The organism is Paraburkholderia sp. D15, assembly GCF_029910215.1.
GTDB lineage: Bacteria > Pseudomonadota > Gammaproteobacteria > Burkholderiales > Burkholderiaceae > Paraburkholderia.
Genome location: NZ_CP110396.1, coordinates 814532 through 837127 on the forward strand (window position 1 = coordinate 814532; position 22596 = coordinate 837127).

General features: G+C 63.9%; 18 protein-coding genes. 10 read left to right on the top strand and 8 right to left on the bottom strand.

The window, feature by feature from the left end:
* Positions 1-330: 330 nt before the first annotated feature.
* Both LFL96_RS23440 and LFL96_RS23445 read left to right on the top strand, forming a co-directional pair.
* Positions 331-1734 (top strand): OFA family MFS transporter, encoded by a 1404-nt coding sequence (locus LFL96_RS23440; protein ID WP_281003086.1) that lies wholly within the window; start codon positions 331-333, stop codon positions 1732-1734.
* 10 nt (positions 1735-1744) lie between these two features.
* Entirely contained in the window at positions 1745-1873 is a 129-nt protein-coding gene (locus tag LFL96_RS23445; RefSeq protein ID WP_281003087.1) for an oxalate:formate antiporter, read from the top strand.
* Positions 1874-2043: 170 nt separating this feature from the next.
* On the opposite strand, the gene LFL96_RS23450 is transcribed toward LFL96_RS23445, so the two are convergent.
* The 3 genes from LFL96_RS23450 to LFL96_RS23460 form a co-directional block, all read right to left on the bottom strand.
* Complete coding sequence (locus LFL96_RS23450) at positions 2044-5640, bottom strand: YadA-like family protein (protein ID WP_281003088.1); 3597 nt, start codon at positions 5638-5640, stop codon at positions 2044-2046.
* A 430-nt stretch (positions 5641-6070) separates the two neighbouring features.
* Positions 6071-6496: a DUF3830 family protein gene (locus LFL96_RS23455; RefSeq protein WP_281003089.1), complete on the bottom strand. Its 426-nt coding sequence runs from the start codon at positions 6494-6496 to the stop codon at positions 6071-6073.
* Between the two features lie 538 nt (positions 6497-7034).
* The gene (locus tag LFL96_RS23460; protein WP_281003090.1) at positions 7035-7946 is read right to left on the bottom strand and encodes an AraC family transcriptional regulator; all 912 of its coding nucleotides are present in this window, start codon (positions 7944-7946) and stop codon (positions 7035-7037) included.
* Positions 7947-8123: 177 nt separating this feature from the next.
* Here LFL96_RS23460 and LFL96_RS23465 point away from each other — a divergent pair, with 177 nt between their 5' ends.
* Positions 8124-9125 (top strand): LuxR family transcriptional regulator, encoded by a 1002-nt coding sequence (locus LFL96_RS23465; protein WP_281003091.1) that lies wholly within the window; start codon positions 8124-8126, stop codon positions 9123-9125.
* A gap of 184 nt (positions 9126-9309) precedes the next feature.
* On the opposite strand, the gene LFL96_RS23470 is transcribed toward LFL96_RS23465, so the two are convergent.
* The 3 genes from LFL96_RS23470 to LFL96_RS23480 form a co-directional block, all read right to left on the bottom strand.
* Positions 9310-9702 carry a nuclear transport factor 2 family protein gene (locus LFL96_RS23470; RefSeq protein WP_281003092.1) on the bottom strand — a complete coding sequence of 131 codons (393 nt, stop codon included), beginning with the start codon at positions 9700-9702 and terminating at the stop codon, positions 9310-9312.
* 8 nt (positions 9703-9710) lie between these two features.
* Positions 9711-10496: a glucose 1-dehydrogenase gene (locus LFL96_RS23475; protein ID WP_281003093.1), complete on the bottom strand. Its 786-nt coding sequence runs from the start codon at positions 10494-10496 to the stop codon at positions 9711-9713.
* A gap of 67 nt (positions 10497-10563) precedes the next feature.
* A complete protein-coding gene (locus tag LFL96_RS23480) occupies positions 10564-11448 on the bottom strand; it encodes an alpha/beta fold hydrolase (RefSeq protein ID WP_281003094.1) in 885 nt (294 codons plus the stop codon).
* 231 nt (positions 11449-11679) lie between these two features.
* On the opposite strand from LFL96_RS23480, the gene LFL96_RS23485 reads away from it, so the two are divergent.
* The 6 genes from LFL96_RS23485 to dmpG all read left to right on the top strand — a co-directional run bounded on the left by LFL96_RS23485 (position 11680) and on the right by dmpG (position 18689).
* Positions 11680-12630, top strand: coding sequence for an SDR family oxidoreductase (locus LFL96_RS23485; RefSeq protein ID WP_281003095.1), 951 nt, complete (start codon positions 11680-11682; stop codon positions 12628-12630).
* Between the two features lie 150 nt (positions 12631-12780).
* Complete coding sequence (locus tag LFL96_RS23490) at positions 12781-14355, top strand: DUF1302 family protein (RefSeq protein WP_281003096.1); 1575 nt, start codon at positions 12781-12783, stop codon at positions 14353-14355.
* A gap of 92 nt (positions 14356-14447) precedes the next feature.
* On the top strand, positions 14448-15827 hold the full coding sequence (locus tag LFL96_RS23495) for a DUF1329 domain-containing protein (protein WP_281003097.1): 1380 nt from the start codon (positions 14448-14450) through the stop codon (positions 15825-15827).
* 112 nt (positions 15828-15939) lie between these two features.
* Entirely contained in the window at positions 15940-16722 is a 783-nt protein-coding gene (dmpE, locus tag LFL96_RS23500) for a 2-oxopent-4-enoate hydratase (RefSeq protein WP_281003098.1), read from the top strand.
* 34 nt (positions 16723-16756) lie between these two features.
* Positions 16757-17653: an acetaldehyde dehydrogenase (acetylating) gene (locus LFL96_RS23505; RefSeq protein ID WP_281003099.1), complete on the top strand. Its 897-nt coding sequence runs from the start codon at positions 16757-16759 to the stop codon at positions 17651-17653.
* A gap of 10 nt (positions 17654-17663) precedes the next feature.
* Entirely contained in the window at positions 17664-18689 is a 1026-nt protein-coding gene (dmpG, locus tag LFL96_RS23510; RefSeq protein ID WP_281003100.1) for a 4-hydroxy-2-oxovalerate aldolase, read from the top strand.
* Positions 18690-18979: 290 nt separating this feature from the next.
* On the opposite strand, the gene LFL96_RS23515 is transcribed toward dmpG, so the two are convergent.
* Positions 18980-19924, bottom strand: coding sequence for an IS110 family transposase (locus tag LFL96_RS23515; RefSeq protein ID WP_280999422.1), 945 nt, complete (start codon positions 19922-19924; stop codon positions 18980-18982).
* Between the two features lie 644 nt (positions 19925-20568).
* Between LFL96_RS23515 and LFL96_RS23520 the strand changes: the two genes are divergently transcribed.
* On the top strand, positions 20569-21417 hold the full coding sequence (locus LFL96_RS23520; protein WP_281003101.1) for a tyrosine-protein phosphatase: 849 nt from the start codon (positions 20569-20571) through the stop codon (positions 21415-21417).
* A gap of 83 nt (positions 21418-21500) precedes the next feature.
* Here LFL96_RS23520 and LFL96_RS23525 read toward each other — a convergent pair whose 3' ends face one another.
* Positions 21501-22577: a Rieske 2Fe-2S domain-containing protein gene (locus LFL96_RS23525; protein WP_281003102.1), complete on the bottom strand. Its 1077-nt coding sequence runs from the start codon at positions 22575-22577 to the stop codon at positions 21501-21503.
* Positions 22578-22596 lie beyond the last annotated feature (19 nt).

Below are 22596 nucleotides of genomic sequence, written 5' to 3' on the forward strand. Positions count from 1 at the left end.
CGGGCCGGGGTGGCGAATTTGCCACCGCCGGCCCGTTTCATTTGCGACGCCCGGTAATGCATTCCGGATTAACCATTCGCGAAGCCGGCTTTCGACAGATTACGGTCGCATTTCACCAGGCAAAAGCCTTATGTGTTTGCATCTCATATTGCAAACCAAAAGTGAGCGACCTATCGTTCGACGAAGCGCATCCTCGCCAGGATTTGCCTACGTCATATGAAATACAAATACATATATTGACGGCCTACAAAACTGTAATTTTTACGCCGCGATGCCTAAAGCATTTTGTATGAAAGCCGATAACAAAGAATTCGTAACCGGAGACCGACCATGAGCAGCATCACCGAGCCGGGCGCAAGCTCAGGCTCCTCACCCTTCTTTTCCAAACAGGCCACCGTTGCGAAGCCGGGATTTTCGCGCTGGATGGTGCCGCCCGCCGCGCTTGCCGTGCATCTCTGTATTGGCCAGGCGTACGCGTTTTCCGTGTTCAACGGTCCGCTGACCAAGGTGATCGGCATCACGCAATCCGGTCCGGACGACTGGTCGCTGACATCGCTCGGCTGGATCTTCTCGCTGGCGATCGTGTTCCTCGGTTTGTCGGCTGCGTTCGCCGGCAAGTGGCTCGAACATGTCGGCCCGCGTCGCACGATGTTTACCGCTGCGTGCTGCTTCGGCGGCGGCTTCCTCGTGTCGGCGCTCGGTGTGCATCTGCATCAGATCGTGCTGCTGTATCTCGGCTATGGCGTGATCGGCGGGATCGGACTTGGGCTCGGCTATGTGTCGCCGGTGTCGACGCTGATCCGCTGGTTTCCGGACCGCCGCGGGATGGCGACCGGAATGGCGATCATGGGCTTCGGCGGCGGCGCGATGATTGCCGCGCCGTTGTCGGTCGCGCTGATGAACCACTTCAAGAGCGCGAGCAGCGTCGGCGTGGCCGAGACCTTCGTGGTGCTCGGCATCGCGTACTTCATCTCGATGTCGATCGGCGCGCTCGCGATTCGCGTGCCGCCGGCGGACTGGAAACCGGCCGGCTGGACGCCGCCCGATACCACGCAGAAGAAGATGATCTCGCGCAATCACGTGCATATCGATCAGGCGCTGAAGACGCCGCAGTTCTATCTGATCTGGCTGGTGCTGTTTCTCAACGTGACGGCCGGCATCGGCATTCTCGGCCAGGCGTCGGTGATGATTCAGGAGAGCTTCAAGGATTCCGTGAGCGCGGCGGCGGCGGCCGGATTCGTGGGTCTGCTGTCGCTGTTCAACATGAGCGGGCGTTTCGTGTGGGCGTCGGCGTCGGACTGGATCGGCCGCAAGAACACCTACTTCATTTTCTTCGCGCTCGGCGCGGTGCTGTACTACCTGGTGCCGAGCTTCGCCGCGAGCGGCCAGATCGCGCTCTTCGTGCTCGCCTACTGCATCATCCTGACGATGTACGGCGGCGGTTTCGCGACCGTGCCCGCGTATCTCGCCGATATGTTCGGCACGGCGTACGTCGGCGGGATTCATGGACGCCTGCTGACCGCGTGGGCCGCGGCGGGCGTGGCCGGTCCGGCGCTGGTGAACTACATTCGCGCGTATGAAGTCGCGCACGGAGTCGCCAAGGCGGACGCGTACACGATGACCGTTCACATCATGGCCGTGCTGCTGGTGCTCGGCTTCATCTGCAATTTGCTGGTCAAGCGCGTCGACGACAAGCATCACATGACCGACGCGGAACTCGCCAAGGGCGTCTAAGGAGAATCGTATGTCCACCGTTCAAGCCGCGCATCCGACCAACAAGGTCATGCTCGCCGTCTTCTGGCTGTACGTGCTGGCGCCGCTCGCATGGGGCGTGTTCAATACGCTCTCGCAAGCGATGAAGCTGTTCCATTGAGTACAGCCTTGTAGTTTGATGGGCGTCCGCGCCGCCGCGCGCAAATGTGCGGCGGCGCGGACGGCGGCGGGGACCGTTCGTGTCGCCACGTTCATTCCAACGCACCCGCCGCCTCTGTTGCGATACTTCCCGACGCGCCGTTCAGGCGCGTTTCGCTTTCTCCCCTTGCTTTACCACTGATACGCCGCGCCGGCGCCGACCGTCGTCGTGGCGGCACTGATGCCCGCGCCGAGCTTCACCTTCAGGTTCTGCGTGACGCGCGCCGACAACCCCACGGCCACCGCCTGATAACCCTTGTAGCCCGCCGTGCCGACGCCGATCGCGAGGTTCTTGTTGGCATCGACTTCCGGCACCATGGTCAGCGCGATCGCCGACGCCGTGCCCGAGTACGCGTTGCGCGCGATCTCGTTCATGCCGCCCTGAAACTGCTGCATGTTGACCGCATCGGTGGGCGCCTGACCGTTGGCGACATTCGTGATCCGGCGCTCGCTGCCCGCCGAACCGACCGACACCGTCCCCGTCTGATCCGCGATCGATCCTTCGCCGAGCGCGACCGCATTCGGCGCGGACGCGACCGCGCCGCCGCCGATCGCCACCGAGCCGTTGCCGATCGCCTGCGCGGCATTGCCCGCGCTGTTGACCGACACGTACGCGTTGCCGTTGGTCTGCACGTTCTGCACCGCCTGATTGACGAGACCGATCTGCTGGTTGGTCTGCCAGAGCTGCGCGCCGGTCACGGCATCCGTGCTGGTCGCGGACAATTCGCCATCTTGAAGGTTGGTCAGCCGCACCGCCGACGTATTGGCCGCCGTACCGCCGAGCGTGATGCGATCGTGCGCGGCGCTGTCGTACTGCACCGCGTTCGCGACCGCGCCGTTCAGATTGCCGACGGTGGTCTGCAGACCGTCGATCGCGTTGCTGTTCTGCGTGACGCGGCTGTCCAGATTGCCGATTGCGCTGCCCACGTTATTCACCACCGTTCCGCCGACGCTGTACGAAGGTGCGTTGAGCGATCCGTCCGGATTGACGCTCGCTCCACCGCCGAGCGCCGCTGCCGTGCTCGCGGCCTGCGCGTAAAGTTGCGAACCGTTGACCGCGTCGCTGCTGGTCGCACCGATTGCGCCGCGCGCCACGCCGGTGACGACGCGATTGCCCGACGTGCCGGCCAGGTTGATCAGCGCGCCGTCCGTCGCCGATCCGACGTTGATGACGCGCGACAGCGGGTCTTGCGTGACGAGGCCGATGCCGCCGCTCGCCATGTCCTGCTGCAGCGTGCTGAGGCCGCTGTCGAGCGAGCCGAGCGCGTCGCCGACGGTGGACTGCGTGCCGCCCTGCACGTGATACGTGGGACCGGTCAGCGAGCCGTCGGCGTTGAGTTGCGCGCCGCCGCCGAGTGCCGCGACCATCGGCCGGAACTGCGCGAGGTTGATCGCGGAGGTGTCCGTGATGCCCGCCGCGACGCCCGTCAATTCACGCGCGCCGCCACTGCCGGAGAAGTCGATGCGTGCGCCGTCCGTGTCTTTCGCCACGCTCAGGTTGCGCGACGCCGCGTCTTGCTGGACGAGACCGATTTCGCCGTTGTTGATCTGGTTCGTGATGTGGGTCACGTCCCCTTCGATCGTCGTGGCGCGAGCGTCCAGGTTGCTGATCGCGGTCGTGTTGTCGGTGACGCGCTGATCGAGGTTCGTGATGCTGCCGGTGTTCTGCGCGACCGCCTGATTCGTCGAGAACAATTGCGCGCCGTTGACGGCCTCCGCGCTGTCAACCGCAAGCTTGCCCGCCCGCACGTTGGTCACGCGAACCGGCTTGGCGCTGGTCCCGAGTGTCACCGAATCGTGCGCGTTCGAATCGTATTGCACCGCATCGGCACCGGCCTGGGCGCTGGTCGTGACGGCCGCCGCGAGCGCCGCGCCGACATCGTGATAGGTCGCGCCGCCGACCGTGTACGACGGCGCCTGCACGGTCCCGTCCATATTGACGATCGTGCCGCCGCCCAATGCCGCCGCGGTGCTCGCCGCGTTCGCATACAACTGCGAGCCGTTCACGGCCTCGACGCTGATCGAATTGATCCTGCCGTTCGCCACGCCCGACACCACGCGATTGCCCGCGGTGCCCGCCAGATTCACGCGGTCGCCGCCGGTCGTGGCGCCGACCATGATCTCCTGGGTCTGCGGATGCTGCGTGACGAGGTTCGCCGCGACCTGCTTCTGCACCGACGTCAGGCCCGTGTCGAGCGCATTCAGCGCACTGCCCACCGTGGTCTGCGTGCCGGCCTGCACGTGATACGTGGGGCCGGTCACCGTCCCGTTCGCGCTGACCGACGCGCCGCCGCCCAACGCCGCGACCACCGGGCTGAGCTGCCCGAGATTGACCGCCGATTCCGCGGCGGTGCCTGCCGCCACGCCGGTCAGTTCGCGCGACCCCGCCGTGCCGCCGAAGTCGACGCGTTGGCCGTCCGTCGCCTGACCGACGCTCAGATCGCGCGACACCGCGTTTTGCCGGACCAGACCCGTCTTGCCGCGATTGAGGTCGCTGTCGAGGTTCGCGATATCCGCCGCGTTTTGCGCGACCGCCTGATTGGTGCCGTAAAGCTGCGCACCTGTCACGGCCTCCGAACTGTCGGCGCTCAACGTGGCGTCCGCGAGGTTCGCGAGTTTGACCGGGACGTTCACGTTGCCGAGCGTGGCGACATCGTGCTTCGCGGTGTCGTAGCGCAGCGCGTCGGCACTGCCGGCCGCGCTGCCGGTGGCGATAGCCGCCAGCGCCGCGCCCACGTCGTTATACGTCTTGCCACCGACATCGTAGGCGGGCGCGACGACCGTACCGCCCGGATCGAGCATCGCACCGCCGCCGAGCGCGGCGACCGCGCCCGCGAGCTGGCCGACGTTGACCGCATCCGTCGTCTGGGTGCCGGCCGCGACGTACACCAGTTGGCGACGCTGCGCGTTGCTGCCCACCGCCACCGCGTTGACGCGATCCGCGATCGAGCCGCCGCCGAGCGCCACCGAGTTCGTGCCGCTCACCGACGCGTTCGCGCCGAAGGCCATGCCGTTCGTCGCGCTCGGGTTGACGAACGCGTTGTAGCCGATGGCGACCGAGCCGGTGCCCGTGGCGCTGGCGAATGCACCGATCGACATCGTATTGAACGCGCTGGACCGCGCGTTGTAGCCGATCGCGACCGAGTTGTCGGACAGCATGCCGACCGACGAACCAGCGCCGACCACCGTCGAGTTGGTCGACAGCGCGCCCGCGCCCTGCCCGACCGCGGTCGACGCGACGCTGCCGGCCGCCGAGCCCGCGCCGACCGCGAGCGCATTGATCGCGGTCGCGGCGGCGGTAGGTCCGATCGCCATCGCGTTCAGATCCGTCGACGCGCTGGTGCGCGTGCCTTGGACGACGTTCGGGCTGACGGAGATATAGTCGGTGACGGGAGGCGCCGACGCTGCCAGCAGGTTGAGCTGGTTCACTTTCAGCGGGCTTTGCGTAGCCGCTGGCGCACCTGATTGCCCGACGGTGCGCACCAGATCGTCCGCCTCCACAGCCTCAGTCGTCTGCGAAGTCTCCAAGGTCTCCGAGGTCCGCACGGTCTGCACGGTCTGCGCTTCCACCGGTTGCGCGAACACGAGCGCGCTCAACAGCCCCGCACTCGCGGCCACCAGCATGCCGCACACCGACACACCCTTCGCGCCCCGGCTTTTCGCCGTTTCCGACGCCGCCACATAGGTTCGCGTCGCGCGGTTCCAGACTGTTTTATAGGATTTATTCAAGCATCCCTCCCACTCTTCTTATCGATGATTCATCCACCAAGTCTTTCTTATGCGTTCCTAAATAAATAGCCGAAAAAGATAGAAATTTAAGAGCACGTCGCGCTTTCACCTGGTCGAAAAAAAACGCAGCGCCAAGTGTGCCGCCGCGTTTTCCCATCGCGAATACGAATACTCCGAAAAGCTAATTTTTAGCTTCAAAAAGAAAAATTTATATAACACCTGCTCAGCAAAAACCGGCAAATTTCTTAGGCTAAACAATAGATATTTAGGACGTTTTAGAATTGCGCCTAATTCGTCCGATGAACGATTTGAAGAGATGAGATGGGATGGGATCAGTCAGCGCGCGCCAATCACCGATGGACTTTCGGCAAGCCGGAGGACGGCCCGCCCAAAACGGTCCCATTGCGGGACCGTTATTCGATGCATGCGCTCAGATCTTTTCGAACAGCACTTCCTGCGCGCCTTCCCACAACACCTTGGTGCCGAGTTCGCGCAGCTTTTCCTTGCCTTCGACGATGGTCAGGAAATGGTTGCCCGCGAGCTGCCCCATCTTGCTCGCGAAACAGCACGAGCCGTACGCGAGGATGATTTCGGTCTCGCTATAACCGCCCGGATAAAACAGAATGTCGCCGACCGACGGATGGCTCGTGTGATTCTCGAAGCCGACCGGCACGCCGTCGTTTTCGAGCTTGAAGTCGCCGAGCGGCACCCAGCAGCCTTCGCCGCTCCAGCGCACGTGAATGATCTTCTGCCGGTACGGCAGCAGCTTCAGGAAGGCAGCCACGGTCTGCGGCGCATCGGGATGGGTTTCGGCGGTGAAGGTGTGGCCGCAGGAGGTGATACGAAGTCGGGTCATCGCTAGGTTTCCGCTGTGACGGTTGATCAAAAGGCCGGTCGGACGATGGCTCGGGTCAAGCCATGGGGCGAGGCTATTCTGTCGTCCGGTGCAAGGCTTCTACAAGATACAGTTGCCGCGCATCTGGTCAGGCCAGTTGGACCAGTTGGTTCGCCCCGTCCGCTATGCGCTCTAAATCGTGGGATGCCCAGCCCATGCCAGCTTCAAGCACGCCCGGCCACGAAAGTTCGTAGTTTGCAAGCCGCGCAATGCACAGCACACTGCGAAAAGTGCGTGATTACCCTCAGGACGGTTCATCGGCCCTGGTTGCCCGATGAGCCACCCCCGGCCCGCCGCCGGATTCATCGCGGCAAGCCGGTGCGGCGGCGCAGCATCGCCGCGCCGCTGACGGCGACACCGGCTGGCGATCCGGTGCCTTCATCCAGTGTACTCAAGCGTCGGCGGCTCACTCAGGCATCGTTCGCGAACGGGCCCGAGCGCCCCGGTGTCGAAGCGCCGGCCCATCCGGTCCCTCCCCACCGCCGCGCCTCCCGCACCGTCAGCCGCGCAGCCGGTAGGCAAGCGGCGTCACACCGTAGCCACGCTTGAACTGCACGGAGAAATGACTGGCATTCTCGAAACCAACCGCAAGAGCAATCTGCAACACAGTGTGATCGGTGGCGCGCAGCAGTCTCGCCGCTTCGTCGAGCCGTAAACGCGTCACGAACTGATGCGGCGTCTCGCCGGTTTCGCGGCGAAACACCCGCGCGAAGTGAAAGCTGCTCAGCCCCGCCTGCGCGGCCAGCTCGTCGATCGCCAGATCGGCCGCGAGATGCGTACGGATGTAGTCGGTCACCCGGCGGATCCGCCGCGGCACCAGCCGTTCGGGTGGCGCGGGCAGCGCGGCGCCGGCCCGGCGCTCGCGCGAGTAGTGCTGCAGCAGATGCGCGGCGAGCGCGTGCATCAGCGCGTCGACGTAGAGCCGCGAGTCGGCCGGATCGGCGGCGGCGCGATGCAGCGCGGCGAGCGTCGCGGCGACGAACGGATCGTGAAACTGCATCGCGTCGCCGAGCGACAGTTCACGCGAACCGCCCAGCTCCATCTGTTGCGCGACGCTATCGATCAGGGCCCGCTCGATATGCAGATGAACGGTCGACAGCGGTTCGCCGCCGATCGAACGCCAGCGCCACGAAATCGGCGTGGGCGGCACGAACCAGACATCGCCCACGCGCAGGTCGGCGCTTTCCCAGCGCCCGTTCAGGTTGCGTTCGAGGTGTTCGGCGCCGCTCGCGAGCGTCATCAGCGTCAGGTCCTGCAGACCGGGCGCTTCCAGCAGTTCCTGCTCGTTCGGTTCGAGATACGAGCGCAATACCAGATGCCGCCATGGGCGGTCGACGCTCGACACCAGTTTCTGGCCCGCCATATAGCGATCGTAGGCGAGCGTCGTAGTCAGCTTTGGAATTCGTGCCATCACGTCTATTTCCAGGAGGTGCCGTATGCAAATGAAAGTCACTACACCCGCGCCGGTCCGTTGTCAGAGCAAGAACTCAAAAATGATAGCAAGGAACCGGCTACCGTAATTTTCGGAAATAGCTAATCATTCAGGTTGTCGTCTTTCACGCGTCTAGAACGCTGGAGCTACCGTTTCATGGAACACGAATGCGATACGCTGCCGCATTGGTTGACCGGCTCGCCGTCAGGTGAGGCCGGGCATCCGCAGGCAGCCTACAACGCCGTCGTCACCGCTCAACCGGCTTACCCGGCCGGCGCGCGGCAACCCGGCAAGTCGGCCCACGCGGCCGACGCATCGAGGGCGTCAAGCCGTACGTCGGCGAGCGCGGCGCCCACCGGTTTTCTCACGCTGTTTACCGAGGAGGAGATCGGCACGCCCTCGCCCGCGGCACGGCGAGCGGCGCCGGTCATCAGTCCGCTGGTGCGGTTCGGCAGTGCGCAGGACCGCATCGAATTCGTCAGGCAACGCATCAGGCAGTTGGGCTTCGACTCGTTCAGCTACACGGCCACGCGCACGTCCGCGCATCACAAGACGATGTTCGTGCTGACGAGCTACGAGTCGCAAAGCTGGCTCACGCGCTATTTCCGCGAGCGTTATTTCGAGCTCGACCCGCGCGTGGCGCTGGCCTCGCCCACCGGTTTGCCGTTCATCTGGAATACGGCCGACATGCGCGCCGACCTGCCGCGCGCGCAGATGCGCAGCGAGCGTCTGGGCGGCTTGATCGACATGCTGGAGGCGACCGGCCGCAAGAGCGGCATCCTCACGCAGATGCCGTTGCCGGAGCCGGAATTCACGGCGAGCCTGTGCTTCAACTCGGAGATCGGCAACCCGCGCTGGATGACGGAGTCGATCGTGGCGGAAACGCTGATGTTCGCGCATACGATCCACGAGTTCATCTGGACGCACGCGAAGAGCGTGATCGGCATCGCGCCGGAGCAGCAGCGGCGCGTGACGCTGAGCGAGTTGCAGCACGCGGTGTTGCGGGCAGTCGTGCAGGGGCAGCGAGACAAGGAGATCGCGTATTTCCTCGGCCTGTCGCCGCATAACGTCGACTATCACCTGCGGCGCTTGCGGCAGTTGTTCAACGTGCGCAACCGCGTGCAGTTGATCAATGTCGCGCAGGGGTATGTGTCCTAGGCGGCGCGTCGGTACAGTGGTGATGCGCCGGGCAGTACAGCGGGCTTGTAGTTAGCCCGGGTAGTTAGCTCAGATAGTCGGCCGCGGTTGCTCAACGGCAGCCGATCGACTCAGGCAGGCAGTTCCGTAGTACGAGTCGCGGCCCGCGTGTTCGCCGGCCGCGACTTTCATTTCTACTTCAATCTCAACCCGCCTGCCCCGCCACGTGATAATCGTCGGCGCCCCAGTACGCGCGCATCCGCACGATCTTGCCGGCCGCGTCGAAGTCCATCACGTCGGTCACGTCGATGTACGCGGCTTGCCCTTCCGGCGTCTTCACATGCACGCGAAAGCTGATCGACGCGCTGTTGCCGTGCGAGCCGCGCGGCGGCGCCATCAGTTCGAGCCGCGCGCCCACCGAGGTCGCGTACGCGTAGAACGCGTCGATCTCGCCGCGGCCTTCCTTTTGCGGTGTTCCCACCGGGTCTTCGATGCTCGCGTTATCGGCGAACAGGGCCGCGACGCGTGCGCCGTCGGCTGCGTTGAAGGCGTCGATATAGTCGGCCAGACGCGCCTTCATGGTTTCGCTGGTGTTCATATGGGCTCCTAGCGCGCGGTATAGCCGCCGTCGATCACCAGTTCCGTGCCCGTCACATAGCGGCCGGCCGGCGACACCAGATAGAGGATGCCCGCCGCGATGTCCTGCGGATCGCCGATCTGCGCGAGCGGCACGAGCGTTTTCATGTGCGCGAAAATCTGCTCCGGGTCGCCGAGCTTGGCGAACGCTTCCTCGAGCAGCGGCGTACGGATGAAGCCCGGGTGCACCGAATTCGCGCGGATGTTCTGCGCCGCGTACAGCATCGCCTCGGTCTTCGCCATCAGCCGCACCGCGCCTTTCGACGCGTGATACGCGGGCACGTCCGGGCCGCCCACCAGCCCGTACATCGACGACAGGTTCACGATCGAACCGCCGCCCGCCGCCAGCATGTGCGGGATCGCGTACTTCGTGCAGAGGAACACGCCATTCACGTTCACGTCGATCACTTTCTGCCACTGCTGCAGCGTCATTTCGTGAGTCGGCAGGTTCACGCCTTCGATGCCCGCGTTGTTCACCAGCGCGTCGAGCCGGCCGAAGCGCGCGGCGATTTCGCCGAACACGCGCTGCACGTTGTCTTCCTGCGTGACGTCCATCTTCCAGAACGCCGCCTTGCCGCCCGCGCCGTTGATCTCGGCGACCAGTTCCTCGCCCGCGTCGCTCAACACGTCGAGCACCGCGATCGCCGAGCCGGCGGCGGCCAGCGTGCGCGCGGTCTGTGCGCCGATGCCGCGCGCGCCGCCGGTGATCGCGCTCACCTTGCCGGTCATGTCGAATAGTTGCTGGGGAAATGCCATATCGTCTCCTTCGTGTTTTGATTGACTGATCGGGCCGCGCACGCGCCGCCGCAGCCCGCAGGATGCCTTAAACGGCGTGCCGCTCCGCGAGAAATTCCAGACATTCGCGATTGAAATAACCGCGATGCTCGACCATCACCCAATGGCCGCAGCGGTTCATCAGCACGAAGCGCGCGTCGGCGCAGTGCTCGAGAAAACGCATCGCGCCGCTGGCGGGGTTGAAGCGGTCGTCGCTCCCCCAGAAACCCAGCACCGGGCATTTCAGTTCGGCGAGGCGGCCGGTGAGGTTCGGCACGCGCATCGTCGACAGCACTTCGGGCGGCTGCTGCTCGCACACGCGCAAGCGTTCGTCGACCAGCGCGTCGGTCACGAGGCTGCGGTCGTACACCAGCATTTCGAGCAGTTGCCGCATGGTCAGACGGTTCATCTGCTGGTTCGTGAAGAGCGACACCATCTTCTGGATGCCGTCCATCCTGAAGTACGTCTCGCGCTCCTCGACGCCGCCCGGCGCCATCATGATCAGGCTGTCGACGTCCTCCGGATAGTCGAGTGCGTATTGCAGCGCGATCGCGCCGCCGAGCGAATTGCCGAGCAAGGTCGCGCGGCCGATGCCGTTCGCCACCAGTTGCGCGCGCAACGCATCGACGAAGAAGTCGAGCGTGTAATGCGCGTCGGCCGGTTTCGACGACGCGCCGTAGCCCGGCAGATCGACCACCACGGCCCGGTAACCGGCCTCGGCGAACTGCGGATAGTTGTGTTTGAAGTTGCTGAAGCCGCTGGCGCCGGGGCCGCTGCCGTGAATGAACACGACGGGCGCGCCGCTGCCGGCTTCGAAGTGATGGAGCGTGAGGCCGCCGGGCACCTCGGTGAACGTGCCGACCGGCGCCTGCGAAGGCGGGCGGTGCGGGGTTTTCGGCGCGGCTTGCTGAAAGCCGGTGGACGTGACGGTCATGCGCGCTTGTCTCCTGTGTCGAACGGAACGGCGCTCGCGCGCCCGCTCCGGTCCCACGAATAGTTGGCGATCCGCGCCGCGCTCTGTGGCGCGGCAGCCGGCGCGAGGCTCGCCGGCTGCACCATCATCGGGGCGACGGCGTGCGCCGGCATCGTCTTTTCAGACTACGAGGCGCGGCCGCATTTCTCCTACCATCGGGCCCACATGAACTGAGGGATGGAGATGACGGCAATGACGGGATTCGATTTCAGCGGCAAGGTCGTGCTGGTGACGGGCGGCACCAAGGGCATCGGTGCGCGTATCGCGCAGGCGTTCATCGCGGCGGGCGCGACGGTGTACGTGTGCGGACGCACGGCGCCCAGCGCGGATGGGAGCGAACCGCCACAACAAGCACAACAAGCACAACAGAAGCAGGAGCCGCTTCGCGCGGCGGCGTCGAGCCCTTCCTTTGGCGCACCGCGCTTCATCGCCGCCGACGTGCGCGACATCGACGCGATCGACGCGCTGCTCGCCCGCATCGAACACGAAACCGGCCGGCTCGACGTGGTCATCAACAACGCGGGCGGCGCGCCGTTCGCGCTCGCCGCCGAGGCGTCGCCGCGCTTCACAGAGGCGGTGATCCGCCTCAATCTGCTCGCGCCGCTGCAACTCGCGCAGCGCGCGAACGCGCGGATGCAGCAGCAAAGCGACGGCGGCGTGCTGTTGTTCATCGGCAGCGTGAGCGGTTTGCGCGCGTCGCCGGGCACCGCGGCTTATGGCGCGGCGAAGGCGGGCCTGCTCAACGCCGTGCGCTCGCTCGCGGTCGAATGGGCGCCGAAGGTGCGCGTGTGCGCGGTGAGTCCGAGTCTCGTCGACACCGAGTCGGCCACGCAGGGCCACACGGGGTCGGGGTCGGCGTCGGCACGATCGCAGGAAGCGGCGCAAGCGCACGGATCGCAAACCACGCACGATCAGCACGAACCGCAGGTCCCACTCGACCCGCTCGCCGCCATTGCCGCGACGATTCCCGCCGGCCGCCTCGCGCAACCCGACGACATCGCATCCGCCTGTCTGTTCCTCGCATCGCCGCTTGCCGCCTACGCATCGGGCAGCAACCTGGTGCTCGAAGGCGGCGGCGAGGTGCCCGCCTTTCTCGCCGCGACAGGTCAACTGAACAACGCGAAACCACCGGCCCGCACTTAACGCTGCCCCCACGCACGACCCCGACTGCGGACTCCCCCGCAGTCCCTCCCCCAGGACAAGCGACTAGTCCGTTTTGACGATTCCCGCCCCGCACACGGCCCCTAACCTCTGATCACAACAAATTTCAGACGTGACCACAGAGGAGACAGGATGCAGATCAACGAAACACAGGAGCGCGCACCCACCCTGCGCGCGGTGTGCGCGGCGTGCAAGCTGACCATGCTGGCGGCAACGGCGCTGAGCGTGGCGCCGGCTTACGCGGGCGATACGCTGAATCTCGGCGCGGACACCACGCTCGATTACACCTTCACGGTGGGCTACGGTCTCGGCATGCGTACGCGCGCGCCGAGCGGCGACCTCCTGACGCCCGCGAACATCAACGGCGACGACGGCGACCGCAACTTCGCGAAGAACAAGCTGATCGAAAACCAGGTGAGCCTGCTCGGCGAAGTGAACCTCAAGCACGACGACTGGGGTGTGTTCGTGCGCGCCAACACCTTCTACGATCAGGCGTATCAACACTCGAACTACAACGACGCACCGGGCACGGTGAACCACAGCGGCGTCTACAACAACTTCAGCGAACAGGCGAATTACTGGGCCGGCGGGCGCACGCAACTGCTCGCGGCCTATGTGTACAACACTTTCAAGCTGGGCGGCACGAGCCTGAACGTGAAGGTCGGCGACCAGGTGCTCGCGTGGGGCGAAAGCGTGTTCTTCCCGAACATCGCCGGTGCGCAAGGCCCCGCGGATGCAACCAAATCGTTCGTCGCGGGTGCCGAAGTGAAGGACGTGCTGCTGCCCGTCCCGCAGATTTCGACGCAGTGGCAGATCACGCCGAACTTCAGCCTGCTCAGCTACTACCAGTTCGCGTTCGAGCCGAACCAGCTGAGCGCGCCAGGCAGCTACATGAGCTATACCGACGTGGTCGGTCCCGGCGCGCAATACATCATCGGACCCGGCGGCGTGCAGATTCCGCGCGCGCCCGACAGCCGTCCCGGCAACAGCGGCCAATGGGGCGTCGGCGCCCGCTGGCGCGTGCTCGGCGACACCGAGATCGGCGCGTACTACCTGCACTACAACGACATGAATCCGAATGTCGTGACGACCTACTTCCCCACGCTGTCGTATCAGGAAAAGTTCTTCGACAACATCAAGCTCAGCGGCCTGAGCTTCTCCACCGAACTGAACGGCGTGAACATCGCCGGCGAAACGTCGTACCGCCAGGGCGCGGCCGTACTCGTGAACACGCCGGCCGGCGCACAGGCGACGCGCGGCGACGTCTGGCAATCGAACCTCTCGGCGATCTATTCGATCGGGCCGACGTTCCTCGCCGCATCGCAGTCGCTGGTGGGTGAAGTCTCGTACGTACACGCCGGCAACATCACGCCGATGATGGGTTCGACAACGCTCACCAACTCGCGCAATGCCGCCGCCTTCGAAGTGGCGTGGACGCTCAGCTACAAGAACGTCTTCAACGGCTGGGATCTCGATGTGCCGATCACCTATTCCGACGACTTCACCGGCAAGTCGCCGCTCGCGGGCGCGCTCGGTTCGCTGACCGGCGTCGGCGATCACCGCGCGACCATCGGCGTGACCTTCACGCGCCTGAGCAACCTGCAACTCGCGCTGGTCTACGCGAAGTTCCTCGGCAGTCCGGACCCGGTCAACCGTCCGCTCGCCGATCGCGACTACGTGCTGGCCACCGCGAAATATTCGTTCTGACAGCGCGTGGGCCGCGCCGCCGCGGCCCACGCCTTCCGGAACCTGCATCACCCTTTGAATCAGCCGTCTTTTTACTGCAAGAGGATTTGGTCATGAGTCGAATTTTCACACCCGCCCTGCGTGTCTGCGTGTTCGCCGCGGGCGCGGCGCTCGCCGCTGCATCGTTCGCGAAAACCAGCCAGGAAGATCTCGCCAAACTCGACGGCCCGCTCACGCCGATGGGCGCCGAGCGCGCGGGCAACGCCGACGGCACGATTCCGGCATGGAGCGGCAAATGGTTCGGCACGCCGCCGGACGTCGACTACAAGCCGGGCCAACGCTTCCCCGATCCGTACGCCAACGAGAAGCCGCTGTTCGTGATCACCGCGCAGAACATGCAGCAATACGACGCGCGTCTGACCGACGGCGAAAAAGCGCTGCTCAAGAAATACCCCGACACGTTCAAGATTCCGGTCTATCCGAGCCATCGCGATTTCCGCTACAGCGAGTCCGAATACAAGGACATCAAGCTGTACGCGCCGAATACCACCATGACCAAGGACCAGAACGGCCTGAAGGATTTCCCGCCGGTCACGCCGTTTCCGGTGCCGAAGAACGGCGTCGAGCTGATGTGGAATCTGCGTTTCGCGTCGGCGATCGAAGGTGAAACGGCGACCTACGATCAGGCCGTCGTCTACCCGGACGGCAACATCGCCTGGGGCAAGGTGCAGTACTCCATTTACGGTCCGCGCAGCGCGCCGAACTACGACCCGAAGAACCCGCTGAACGCGAAGAGCTACTTCCGCCAGACCACCATGCTGCCGCTGTCGGACCGCGGCACGATCCTGACCGGCTACGAGATGTGGGATCAGGAAGGCTCCGACACGCGCCGCACCTGGTCGTATAACCCCGGCACGCGACGCGTGCGCCAGGCACCGGAGTTCGGCTTCGATCAGCCCGAAGGGCCGGGCGGTTTCCGTACCGTCGACGACGATCGTCTGTTCAACGGCTCGGGCGAACGTTACGACTGGAAGATCGTCGGCAAGCGCGAAGTGTATGTGCCGTACGACAACTACAAGCTGATGGACCCGTCGATCAAGTACACCGACATTCTGACCAAGGGTCACGAGAATACGCAGTACATGCGCTTCGAACTGCATCGCGTGTGGGTGTTGCAGGCGACGCTGAAGGCCGGCTATCGCCATCAATACGCGAAACGTGTGCTGTATCTCGACGAGGACACCTGGAACGCCGTGGCCGCCGACAACTACGACGCACGCGGCACGCTGTGGCGCACCAACCTCGCGCCGACGCTGTACGCGTTCGACGCCAAGTCGTTCTACTCGACCGCGGTGTTCTATCACGACCTGATCTCCGGCGCTTACTACGCCGACCGCCTGTCGAATCAGGAACCGATGCCGGTGCTCACGCGCGGCTCGCAGATGAACGAAGCGTTCTTCTCGCCCGACGCGATTCGCGGCGCGGGCAACTGAACCCGGGGGCATCAAGACGTGCGGCAAGCCAGCCATGCAGCAGCGGCCGGCATGCCGCACGTCTCCTCGCGGCCCGCTTCATTTCTTTCCTCGTTTTCGATCCGTCTCTGCGATGACCTCGACCCTACACGCCGAACTCGGCGACACGCTGTATCGCGCGTGGCTCGACCGCGCGCCCATCGCGCCATTTTCCGCGCAAGCCGGCGGCCTCGCGATCGCCGACGCCTATCGCGTGCAACAACACTTCATTGCTCGCCGTATCGCCGCGGGCGAAACCGTGGTCGGCAAGAAGATCGGGCTGACGAGCGCGGCCGTGCAGAACATGCTCGGCGTGCACCAGCCTGATTTCGGCATGCTGCTCTCCGGCATGCATTACGTCGCCGGCGAAGCGATTCCGATCGACACGCTGATCGCGCCGCGCGCCGAGGGCGAAATCGCCTTCTATCTGAAACACGATCTGCGTGGCCCCGGCATCACGCGCGAGGCGGTCCTCGCCGCGACCGATTCCGTGGGCGCGTGCTTCGAAATCGTCGACTCGCGGATTCGCGACTGGGCGATCCGTATCGGCGACACCGTGGCCGACAACGCGTCGTGCGGCGTCTACGTGCTCGGCCACGAACGCGTGCCGCCCGCCTCGCTGGATCTCGCCGCCTGCCGCATGACGCTCGACAGGAACGGCCAACGGGTAGCCGAAGGGGTCGGCGCGGCGGCGCTCGGCCATCCGGCGGACGCCGTCGCCTGGCTCGCCAACACGCTCGGCGAGCACGGCGTGCCGCTGCTCGCGGGTGAAGTCGTGCTGTCGGGTTCGCTGGCCGCGCTGATTCCCGTTGCGGGCGGCGACGTGCTGGACATGCATATCGAAGGCATCGGCGGTTGCTCGGTGCGCTTCGTCTGACTGCTTGACCGTCTTTCACTAAAGGAAGCATTGAATGAGCAAGATCAAATGCGCATTGATCGGCCCCGGCAACATCGGCACCGATCTGCTGTACAAGCTGCGCCGCAGCGCGGTGCTCGAACCGGTCTGGATGGTCGGCGTCGACGCCGCCTCCGAGGGACTCGCGCGCGCGCGCGAATTGGGCCTGAAGACCACGGCCGACGGCATCGACGGCCTGCTGCCGCATCTCGCCGACGACGACATCCGCATCGCCTTCGACGCCACCTCGGCCTACGTGCACCGCGAGCATTCCGACAAGCTGACCGCGCGCGGCGTGCGCGTGATCGACCTGACGCCTGCCGCGATCGGCCCGTTCTGCGTGCCGCCGGTGAACCTCGCCGCGCAGATCGATCGGCAGGTGATGAACGTCAACATGGTCACGTGCGGCGGCCAGGCGACGATCCCGATGGTGCATGCGGTATCGCGCGTGCAGCGGGTCGTGTACGGCGAGATCGTCGCGACCGTATCGTCGCGTTCGGTTGGACCCGGCACGCGCAAGAACATCGACGAATTCACGCGCACCACGGCGCAGGCGATCGAACAGATCGGCGGCGCGGCGGTGGGCAAGGCGATCATCGTGATCAACCCGGCCGAGCCGCCGTTGATCATGCGCGACACGATTCATTGTCTGACCGAGAGCGATCCCGACATCGACGCGATCACGGCCTCCGTGCATGCGATGGTCGACGAGGTGCGCCAGTACGTGCCCGGCTACAAGCTGAAAAACGGGCCGGTATTCGACGGCCGGCGCGTCTCCGTGTTCATGGAAGTGGAAGGACTCGGCGACTACCTGCCGAAGTACGCAGGCAATCTGGACATCATGACGGCGGCCGCCGCGCGTACGGCCGAAGTATTCGCGCAACAGATGCTGGCCGCATCCACCACTGCATAAGGAGCTGACGATGTCATTGGCAGGAAAGAAGATTACCGTGCACGACATGACGTTGCGTGATGGCATGCATCCGAAGCGTCATCAGATTTCGCTGGATCAGATGCGAAGCATTGCACGCGGACTCGATGCGGCGGGCGTGCCGTTGATCGAAGTGACGCACGGCGACGGCTTGGGCGGCGCGTCGGTGAACTATGGTTTTCCGGCGCACACGGACGAGGAATATCTGAGCGCCGTGATCGGCGAATTGAAGCAGGCGAAGATTTCGGCGTTGTTATTGCCGGGTATCGGCACGGTCGATCATTTGCGGATGGCGCATGAGCTGGGTGTGCATACGATCCGGGTGGCGACGCATTGCACCGAGGCGGACGTATCCGAGCAGCACATTGGGCTGGCGCGCAAGCTTGGGATGGACACGGTTGGCTTTCTGATGATGGCGCACATGTCGGCGCCGGAGCAACTGGTCGAGCAGGCCAGGCTGATGGAGTCGTACGGCGCGAACTGCATCTACATTACCGACTCGGCGGGATACATGTTGCCGGACGACGTGACCGCGCGGATCGGGATGGTGCGTGGCGCGTTGAAGGCCGAGACGGAGCTTGGGTTTCACGGGCATCACAATCTGGCGATGGGGGTGGCCAATTCGATTGCCGCTATCGCGGCGGGCGCCAACCGGATCGATGCTGCCGCGGCGGGGCTCGGGGCGGGGGCCGGGAATACGCCGATGGAGGTGTTGGTCGCGGTTTGCGAGCGGATGGGAATCCTGACGGGGGTGGATGTTTTTGCTATTTCCGATGTGGCTGAGGATCTGGTTATTCCTATCATGGATGCGCCGATCCGGATTGATCGGGATGCGCTGACGCTTGGGTATGCTGGGGTTTATTCGTCGTTTCTTTTGTTTGCTAAACGGGCTGAGGTGAAGTATCGGGTTCCTGCGAGGGATATTCTTGTCGAGCTTGGGAGGCAGCGGCTCGTGGGGGGGCAGGAAGATATGATTGAGGATGCGGCTTTGACTATTGCTCGATCACGAGGGGGGTGACTGGTTTTTTGTTTGCCTGCGCGGCGCTTTTTTTTGGTCTGGAATTTTTTGGCTTTTTCTTGTCTGGAATTTTTGGCCTTTCCTTGTATTGCTAGTGGTTTATTAGCGTTGCCCCTGTGCGGGGCGGCACCTACTTCTCTTTGCCGCGGCAAAGAGAAGCAACCGTATTGGAAGTCAAGCGACGGGTATCGGGTGGGCGGCGGATCACATGTCGATCCGCCGGCGACGTACAGGCGAGCGCATGCCGCACGATCTCCGATCGCGCCTTCGGTAAGAACGCTTGAAGAAGTTCAGATGATCGACGGCCTCCAGTGCGTGTCATGCTGGACCATCGTATTGAGTGTGACGATGAGCTTGCGGATGCACGCCGTGATGGCGACCTTGAACGGCTTGCCCGCCTCGCGTAGCCGGTCATAGAAAGCGCGAATGGTCGGATTGAAGCGCAGCGCGGGCACGCAGGCCATGTAAAGAGCGCGCCGTACGACGGCTCGCCCGCCCTGAATGCGACGCCTGCCGATGTGTTTGCCGCTGTCGCTATTGAACGGAGCGACGCCGGTGAGCGCGGCGATCTCGCGGCGGTTCAGCGAACCCAGTTGCGGCATGAAGGCGATCAGCGTTGCGGCGGCGCCGGGACCGATACCGGGCACGGAGCGCAGCAGATCTTCCTTCTGACGCCACGCGGGAGACGAGCGCAGGAACGAGTCGATATCGTTGTCCGCGATCCTGATCTGCTGCTTGAGCCATTTGATGTGGTCATTCAGGCTTTCGCGGGCGGCGGCGTGGGCGCGCTCAAGACGGGCCTTCTCGGCCACGAGCATGTCCACGAGCTGGGCGCGGCGCAGCAGCAGGGCCTGCAACTGCTCGGTCTGCACATCGGTGAGCGGGCGCACCACGGGCTTGATGACCGCGGCGAAACGGGCGATGGCAAAGGCGTCGATGCGATCGGTCTTGGCCCGCATGCCGGTCGCGCGGGCGAAGTCGCGCACCTGCCGGGGATTCACGGCGACAGCGGGCAGACCCGCCTCGCAGAGGGCTCTGAGCACGGCGAGTTCGAGCTTGCCGGTGGCCTCCATCACGATCAGGGTGGGGTTCAACGCGATGAGACGTTGTACCAGTTGATCGATGGCGGTCTGCTCATTGTCGACACGAAAATGGTCGGTCGTGTCGTGAATGGCGATGTCGAGCGTTGTGCCGCTGACGTCGATGCCGATATAAACGGAAGAAACAGGATTCATCGTGGTACCCATACTTGCAGGAAAATACGAGCTCGAGGCTCCGTCAACTGTTCGGGTTATGAGGATGAAAAGGACAGTCGCTCAAGCTTCTCTGCGTGCTCGAAGCACTGAAGGCAGACGAGCTGACTGTCCCTGTGGCGACAACTGATCGGGTCGTCGTCACAGGAGGGAATATACAAGTAGGCAAGAGAAAGCCGCTCAAACCGCTAATTCTTAAGCGGGCCCCTCGCGCAGCCACGGTAGTGGTCCATCTGGAATCTGTGTTCTCGCGCATTTTGCGGTGATGGTACAGCAGTCATGCTTCCGGCGGCGCTGCGCGCGCCCCCGGGTAAATCCAACGCCGCCCTCCGGTTTTGGATGGACCGCCCCGCCGAGCGCGCAGCGCGAGACGGGATGAATGAGTCCTTTGTCACGAACGCGGAATGCGCGAGGGCACGGATTCCAGATGGACCACTAACAATACTGTGCGAGGCGCCCACTTATGAGCTGGCGGTGTGAGCGGCTTTCTCTTGCCTACTTCTCTTTGCCGCGGCAAAGAGAAGTAGGTGCCGCCCCGCACAGGGGCAACGCTAATAGACCAATAACAATACAAGGAAAGGCCAAAAATAATCCAGACCAACCCAAACAACAACATCGAGCAAATTATGCACCCCTCCCTAAAAAAAACGCTGGCGACAGCCCTACTAGCAACAACAATCCAAGCCCCAGCGCAAACCCAAACCCAAACCCAAACATCATCAGACCACTACCTCCCCCTGGAAAAAGTCCAAAACACCAGAGACCTCGGCGGCATAACAACCCCTGAAGGGAGTCAAATAAAACCCCACCGTCTCTACCGCAGCGGCAACCCCTCCTCAGCGTCGCAGACAGACATAGCCAAACTGCAATCGCTAAAACTGGACACCATCCTGGACTTCCGCGCTGAAAGCGAAAAACAACCCCAAGAATCCCAATTCGGAAAAACGTTCAACTGGCAAGCCGACCCCGTGCTAGCCGGCAACCTGGCGCCCTCGGCAATCATCCCGCTGCTGAAACGCTCCACGCCAGCCCAGATGCACGACTTCATGGTCGACCTCTATCGTCAATTCCCCACCCAATATCAACCCCAGTTCCGCCACTTCCTGCAACTCGCGGAACAGAACCAGACCTTCCTCTATCACTGCACCGCAGGTAAAGATCGCACCGGCTTCGCCACCGTCCTCCTGCTCTCCGCGCTCGGCGTCGATCGCGCTACCGTCATCGACAACTATCTGGAATCCAATCGCTATAACGCCGCCGGCAACGCACAAGCCACCGCGCAACTTCAAAAGATCGGCGTCAACCCCGAGGTCCTTCAACCCCTCCTCGCCGTCGACCCCGACTATATCGGCGCCGCCATCCAGATCATCGATCAGCAATACGGCGGCATGCAGCACTATCTCGTCGACGTCCTCCACGTGAACGTCCAGAAAATCCGCGCGAACTATCTCGCGCCGCCCGCGCAGCCGTCCTGAAACCACGCGCCCATACGGTCGCAAAACAGAAAACGGTGCACATGTGCACCGTTTTTCGTCTCATCCGGGAATCCCGAGTCCGATCAGGCTTCGAACACGTGCCGCAACGGCGGCGGCGTGCCGCCCTCCCTCACCTTGATCTCCACCACCTTGCGCGCGGTGCTCGATGGTCGCACATCCGCCGTGTCGAGATAGAACTGCGAGTACCAGTCCCGCATCTGGTATAGCGGACCATCGCCCTCGCACAGCAACGGATTGTCGATTCGCGTCTTCGTGTCCCAGATCGCCACGTCCTCGTAGAACGCGGCCTGCGCCTGCTTCGCGTAGGCGCGCGCAATCTCCATGTTCTGCTCGTCCGATAATCCCGGCACCTTCTTCACCATCACGCCATAGCGCAACTCGAAACTGTTCATGTCGATCGGCACGTGACAGTTCAACAGGATCGAATTGATCGGATGGCCACCGCTCTGCCCCGTCATCTCGGTGATGTGATACGCGGGGCCGAAATACGTCGACAGCGCAATCAGTTCGTCGCCGCCCAGCCGCTCGCTGCGCCCCACCAGCAGTTGCGTCGCCTTGTGGCCTTCGAACAGATTCGCGAAATAGTCCACCGGCGCGCCATGCACGGTCGCGAAGTGCGCCATGTCGGAAATGTTGTCCACCAGCTCGCGGCAGTTCGTGCCGATCTCCATCCGGTCGATCACCCAGTCCGACCACTCGTCGGAAAAACACGCGTCGATGCGCGGAATCGCGACGGTTTCATCCGGCAGACTGCCTTCGGGGTCGTTCCACACGAACAGCAGGTTGTTCTGCTCGCAGGTGGGCCACGTGCCGATCTTCGCCTTCGGCGGAATACGCTTGCAGTACGGAATCGACTGGCAATTGCCGTCGCCGTCCCATTGCCAGCCGTGAAACGGACACACCAGCGTGTCGCCATCCACGCGGCCCGCGCTCAGGTCGCCGCCCATGTGCGGGCAGAAACCGTCGACCACGTTCACGCGGCCCTGCGTATCCATGAACGCGGCAAGGCGCTGGCCGAAAATATTCAGCGTGTGCGGCTTGCCGTCCTTGTACTCGCTCGCGAGTCCGAGGCAATGCCAGCCGCGCGCATAACGCTGCGCAAGCGGTTGCGCTTCGATCTTGTAGGGACGTGCGGACATCTTCTTATCTCCTCCGATG

Coding starts and splice junctions, on each gene's coding strand:
- LFL96_RS23455 (WP_281003089.1), bottom strand. CDS start 6,496: ATGACCCGACTTCGTATCACCTCCTGCGGCCACACCTTCACCGCCGAA.
- LFL96_RS23445 (WP_281003087.1), top strand. CDS start 1,745: ATGTCCACCGTTCAAGCCGCGCATCCGACCAACAAGGTCATGCTCGCC.
- dmpG (WP_281003100.1), top strand. CDS start 17,664: ATGTCATTGGCAGGAAAGAAGATTACCGTGCACGACATGACGTTGCGT.
- LFL96_RS23490 (WP_281003096.1), top strand. CDS start 12,781: ATGCAGATCAACGAAACACAGGAGCGCGCACCCACCCTGCGCGCGGTG.
- LFL96_RS23505 (WP_281003099.1), top strand. CDS start 16,757: ATGAGCAAGATCAAATGCGCATTGATCGGCCCCGGCAACATCGGCACC.
- LFL96_RS23470 (WP_281003092.1), bottom strand. CDS start 9,702: ATGAACACCAGCGAAACCATGAAGGCGCGTCTGGCCGACTATATCGAC.
- LFL96_RS23465 (WP_281003091.1), top strand. CDS start 8,124: ATGGAACACGAATGCGATACGCTGCCGCATTGGTTGACCGGCTCGCCG.
- LFL96_RS23525 (WP_281003102.1), bottom strand. CDS start 22,577: ATGTCCGCACGTCCCTACAAGATCGAAGCGCAACCGCTTGCGCAGCGT.
- LFL96_RS23485 (WP_281003095.1), top strand. CDS start 11,680: ATGACGGGATTCGATTTCAGCGGCAAGGTCGTGCTGGTGACGGGCGGC.
- LFL96_RS23475 (WP_281003093.1), bottom strand. CDS start 10,496: ATGGCATTTCCCCAGCAACTATTCGACATGACCGGCAAGGTGAGCGCG.
- LFL96_RS23440 (WP_281003086.1), top strand. CDS start 331: ATGAGCAGCATCACCGAGCCGGGCGCAAGCTCAGGCTCCTCACCCTTC.
- LFL96_RS23495 (WP_281003097.1), top strand. CDS start 14,448: ATGAGTCGAATTTTCACACCCGCCCTGCGTGTCTGCGTGTTCGCCGCG.
- dmpE (WP_281003098.1), top strand. CDS start 15,940: ATGACCTCGACCCTACACGCCGAACTCGGCGACACGCTGTATCGCGCG.
- LFL96_RS23520 (WP_281003101.1), top strand. CDS start 20,569: ATGCACCCCTCCCTAAAAAAAACGCTGGCGACAGCCCTACTAGCAACA.
- LFL96_RS23515 (WP_280999422.1), bottom strand. CDS start 19,924: ATGAATCCTGTTTCTTCCGTTTATATCGGCATCGACGTCAGCGGCACA.
- LFL96_RS23460 (WP_281003090.1), bottom strand. CDS start 7,946: ATGGCACGAATTCCAAAGCTGACTACGACGCTCGCCTACGATCGCTAT.
- LFL96_RS23480 (WP_281003094.1), bottom strand. CDS start 11,448: ATGACCGTCACGTCCACCGGCTTTCAGCAAGCCGCGCCGAAAACCCCG.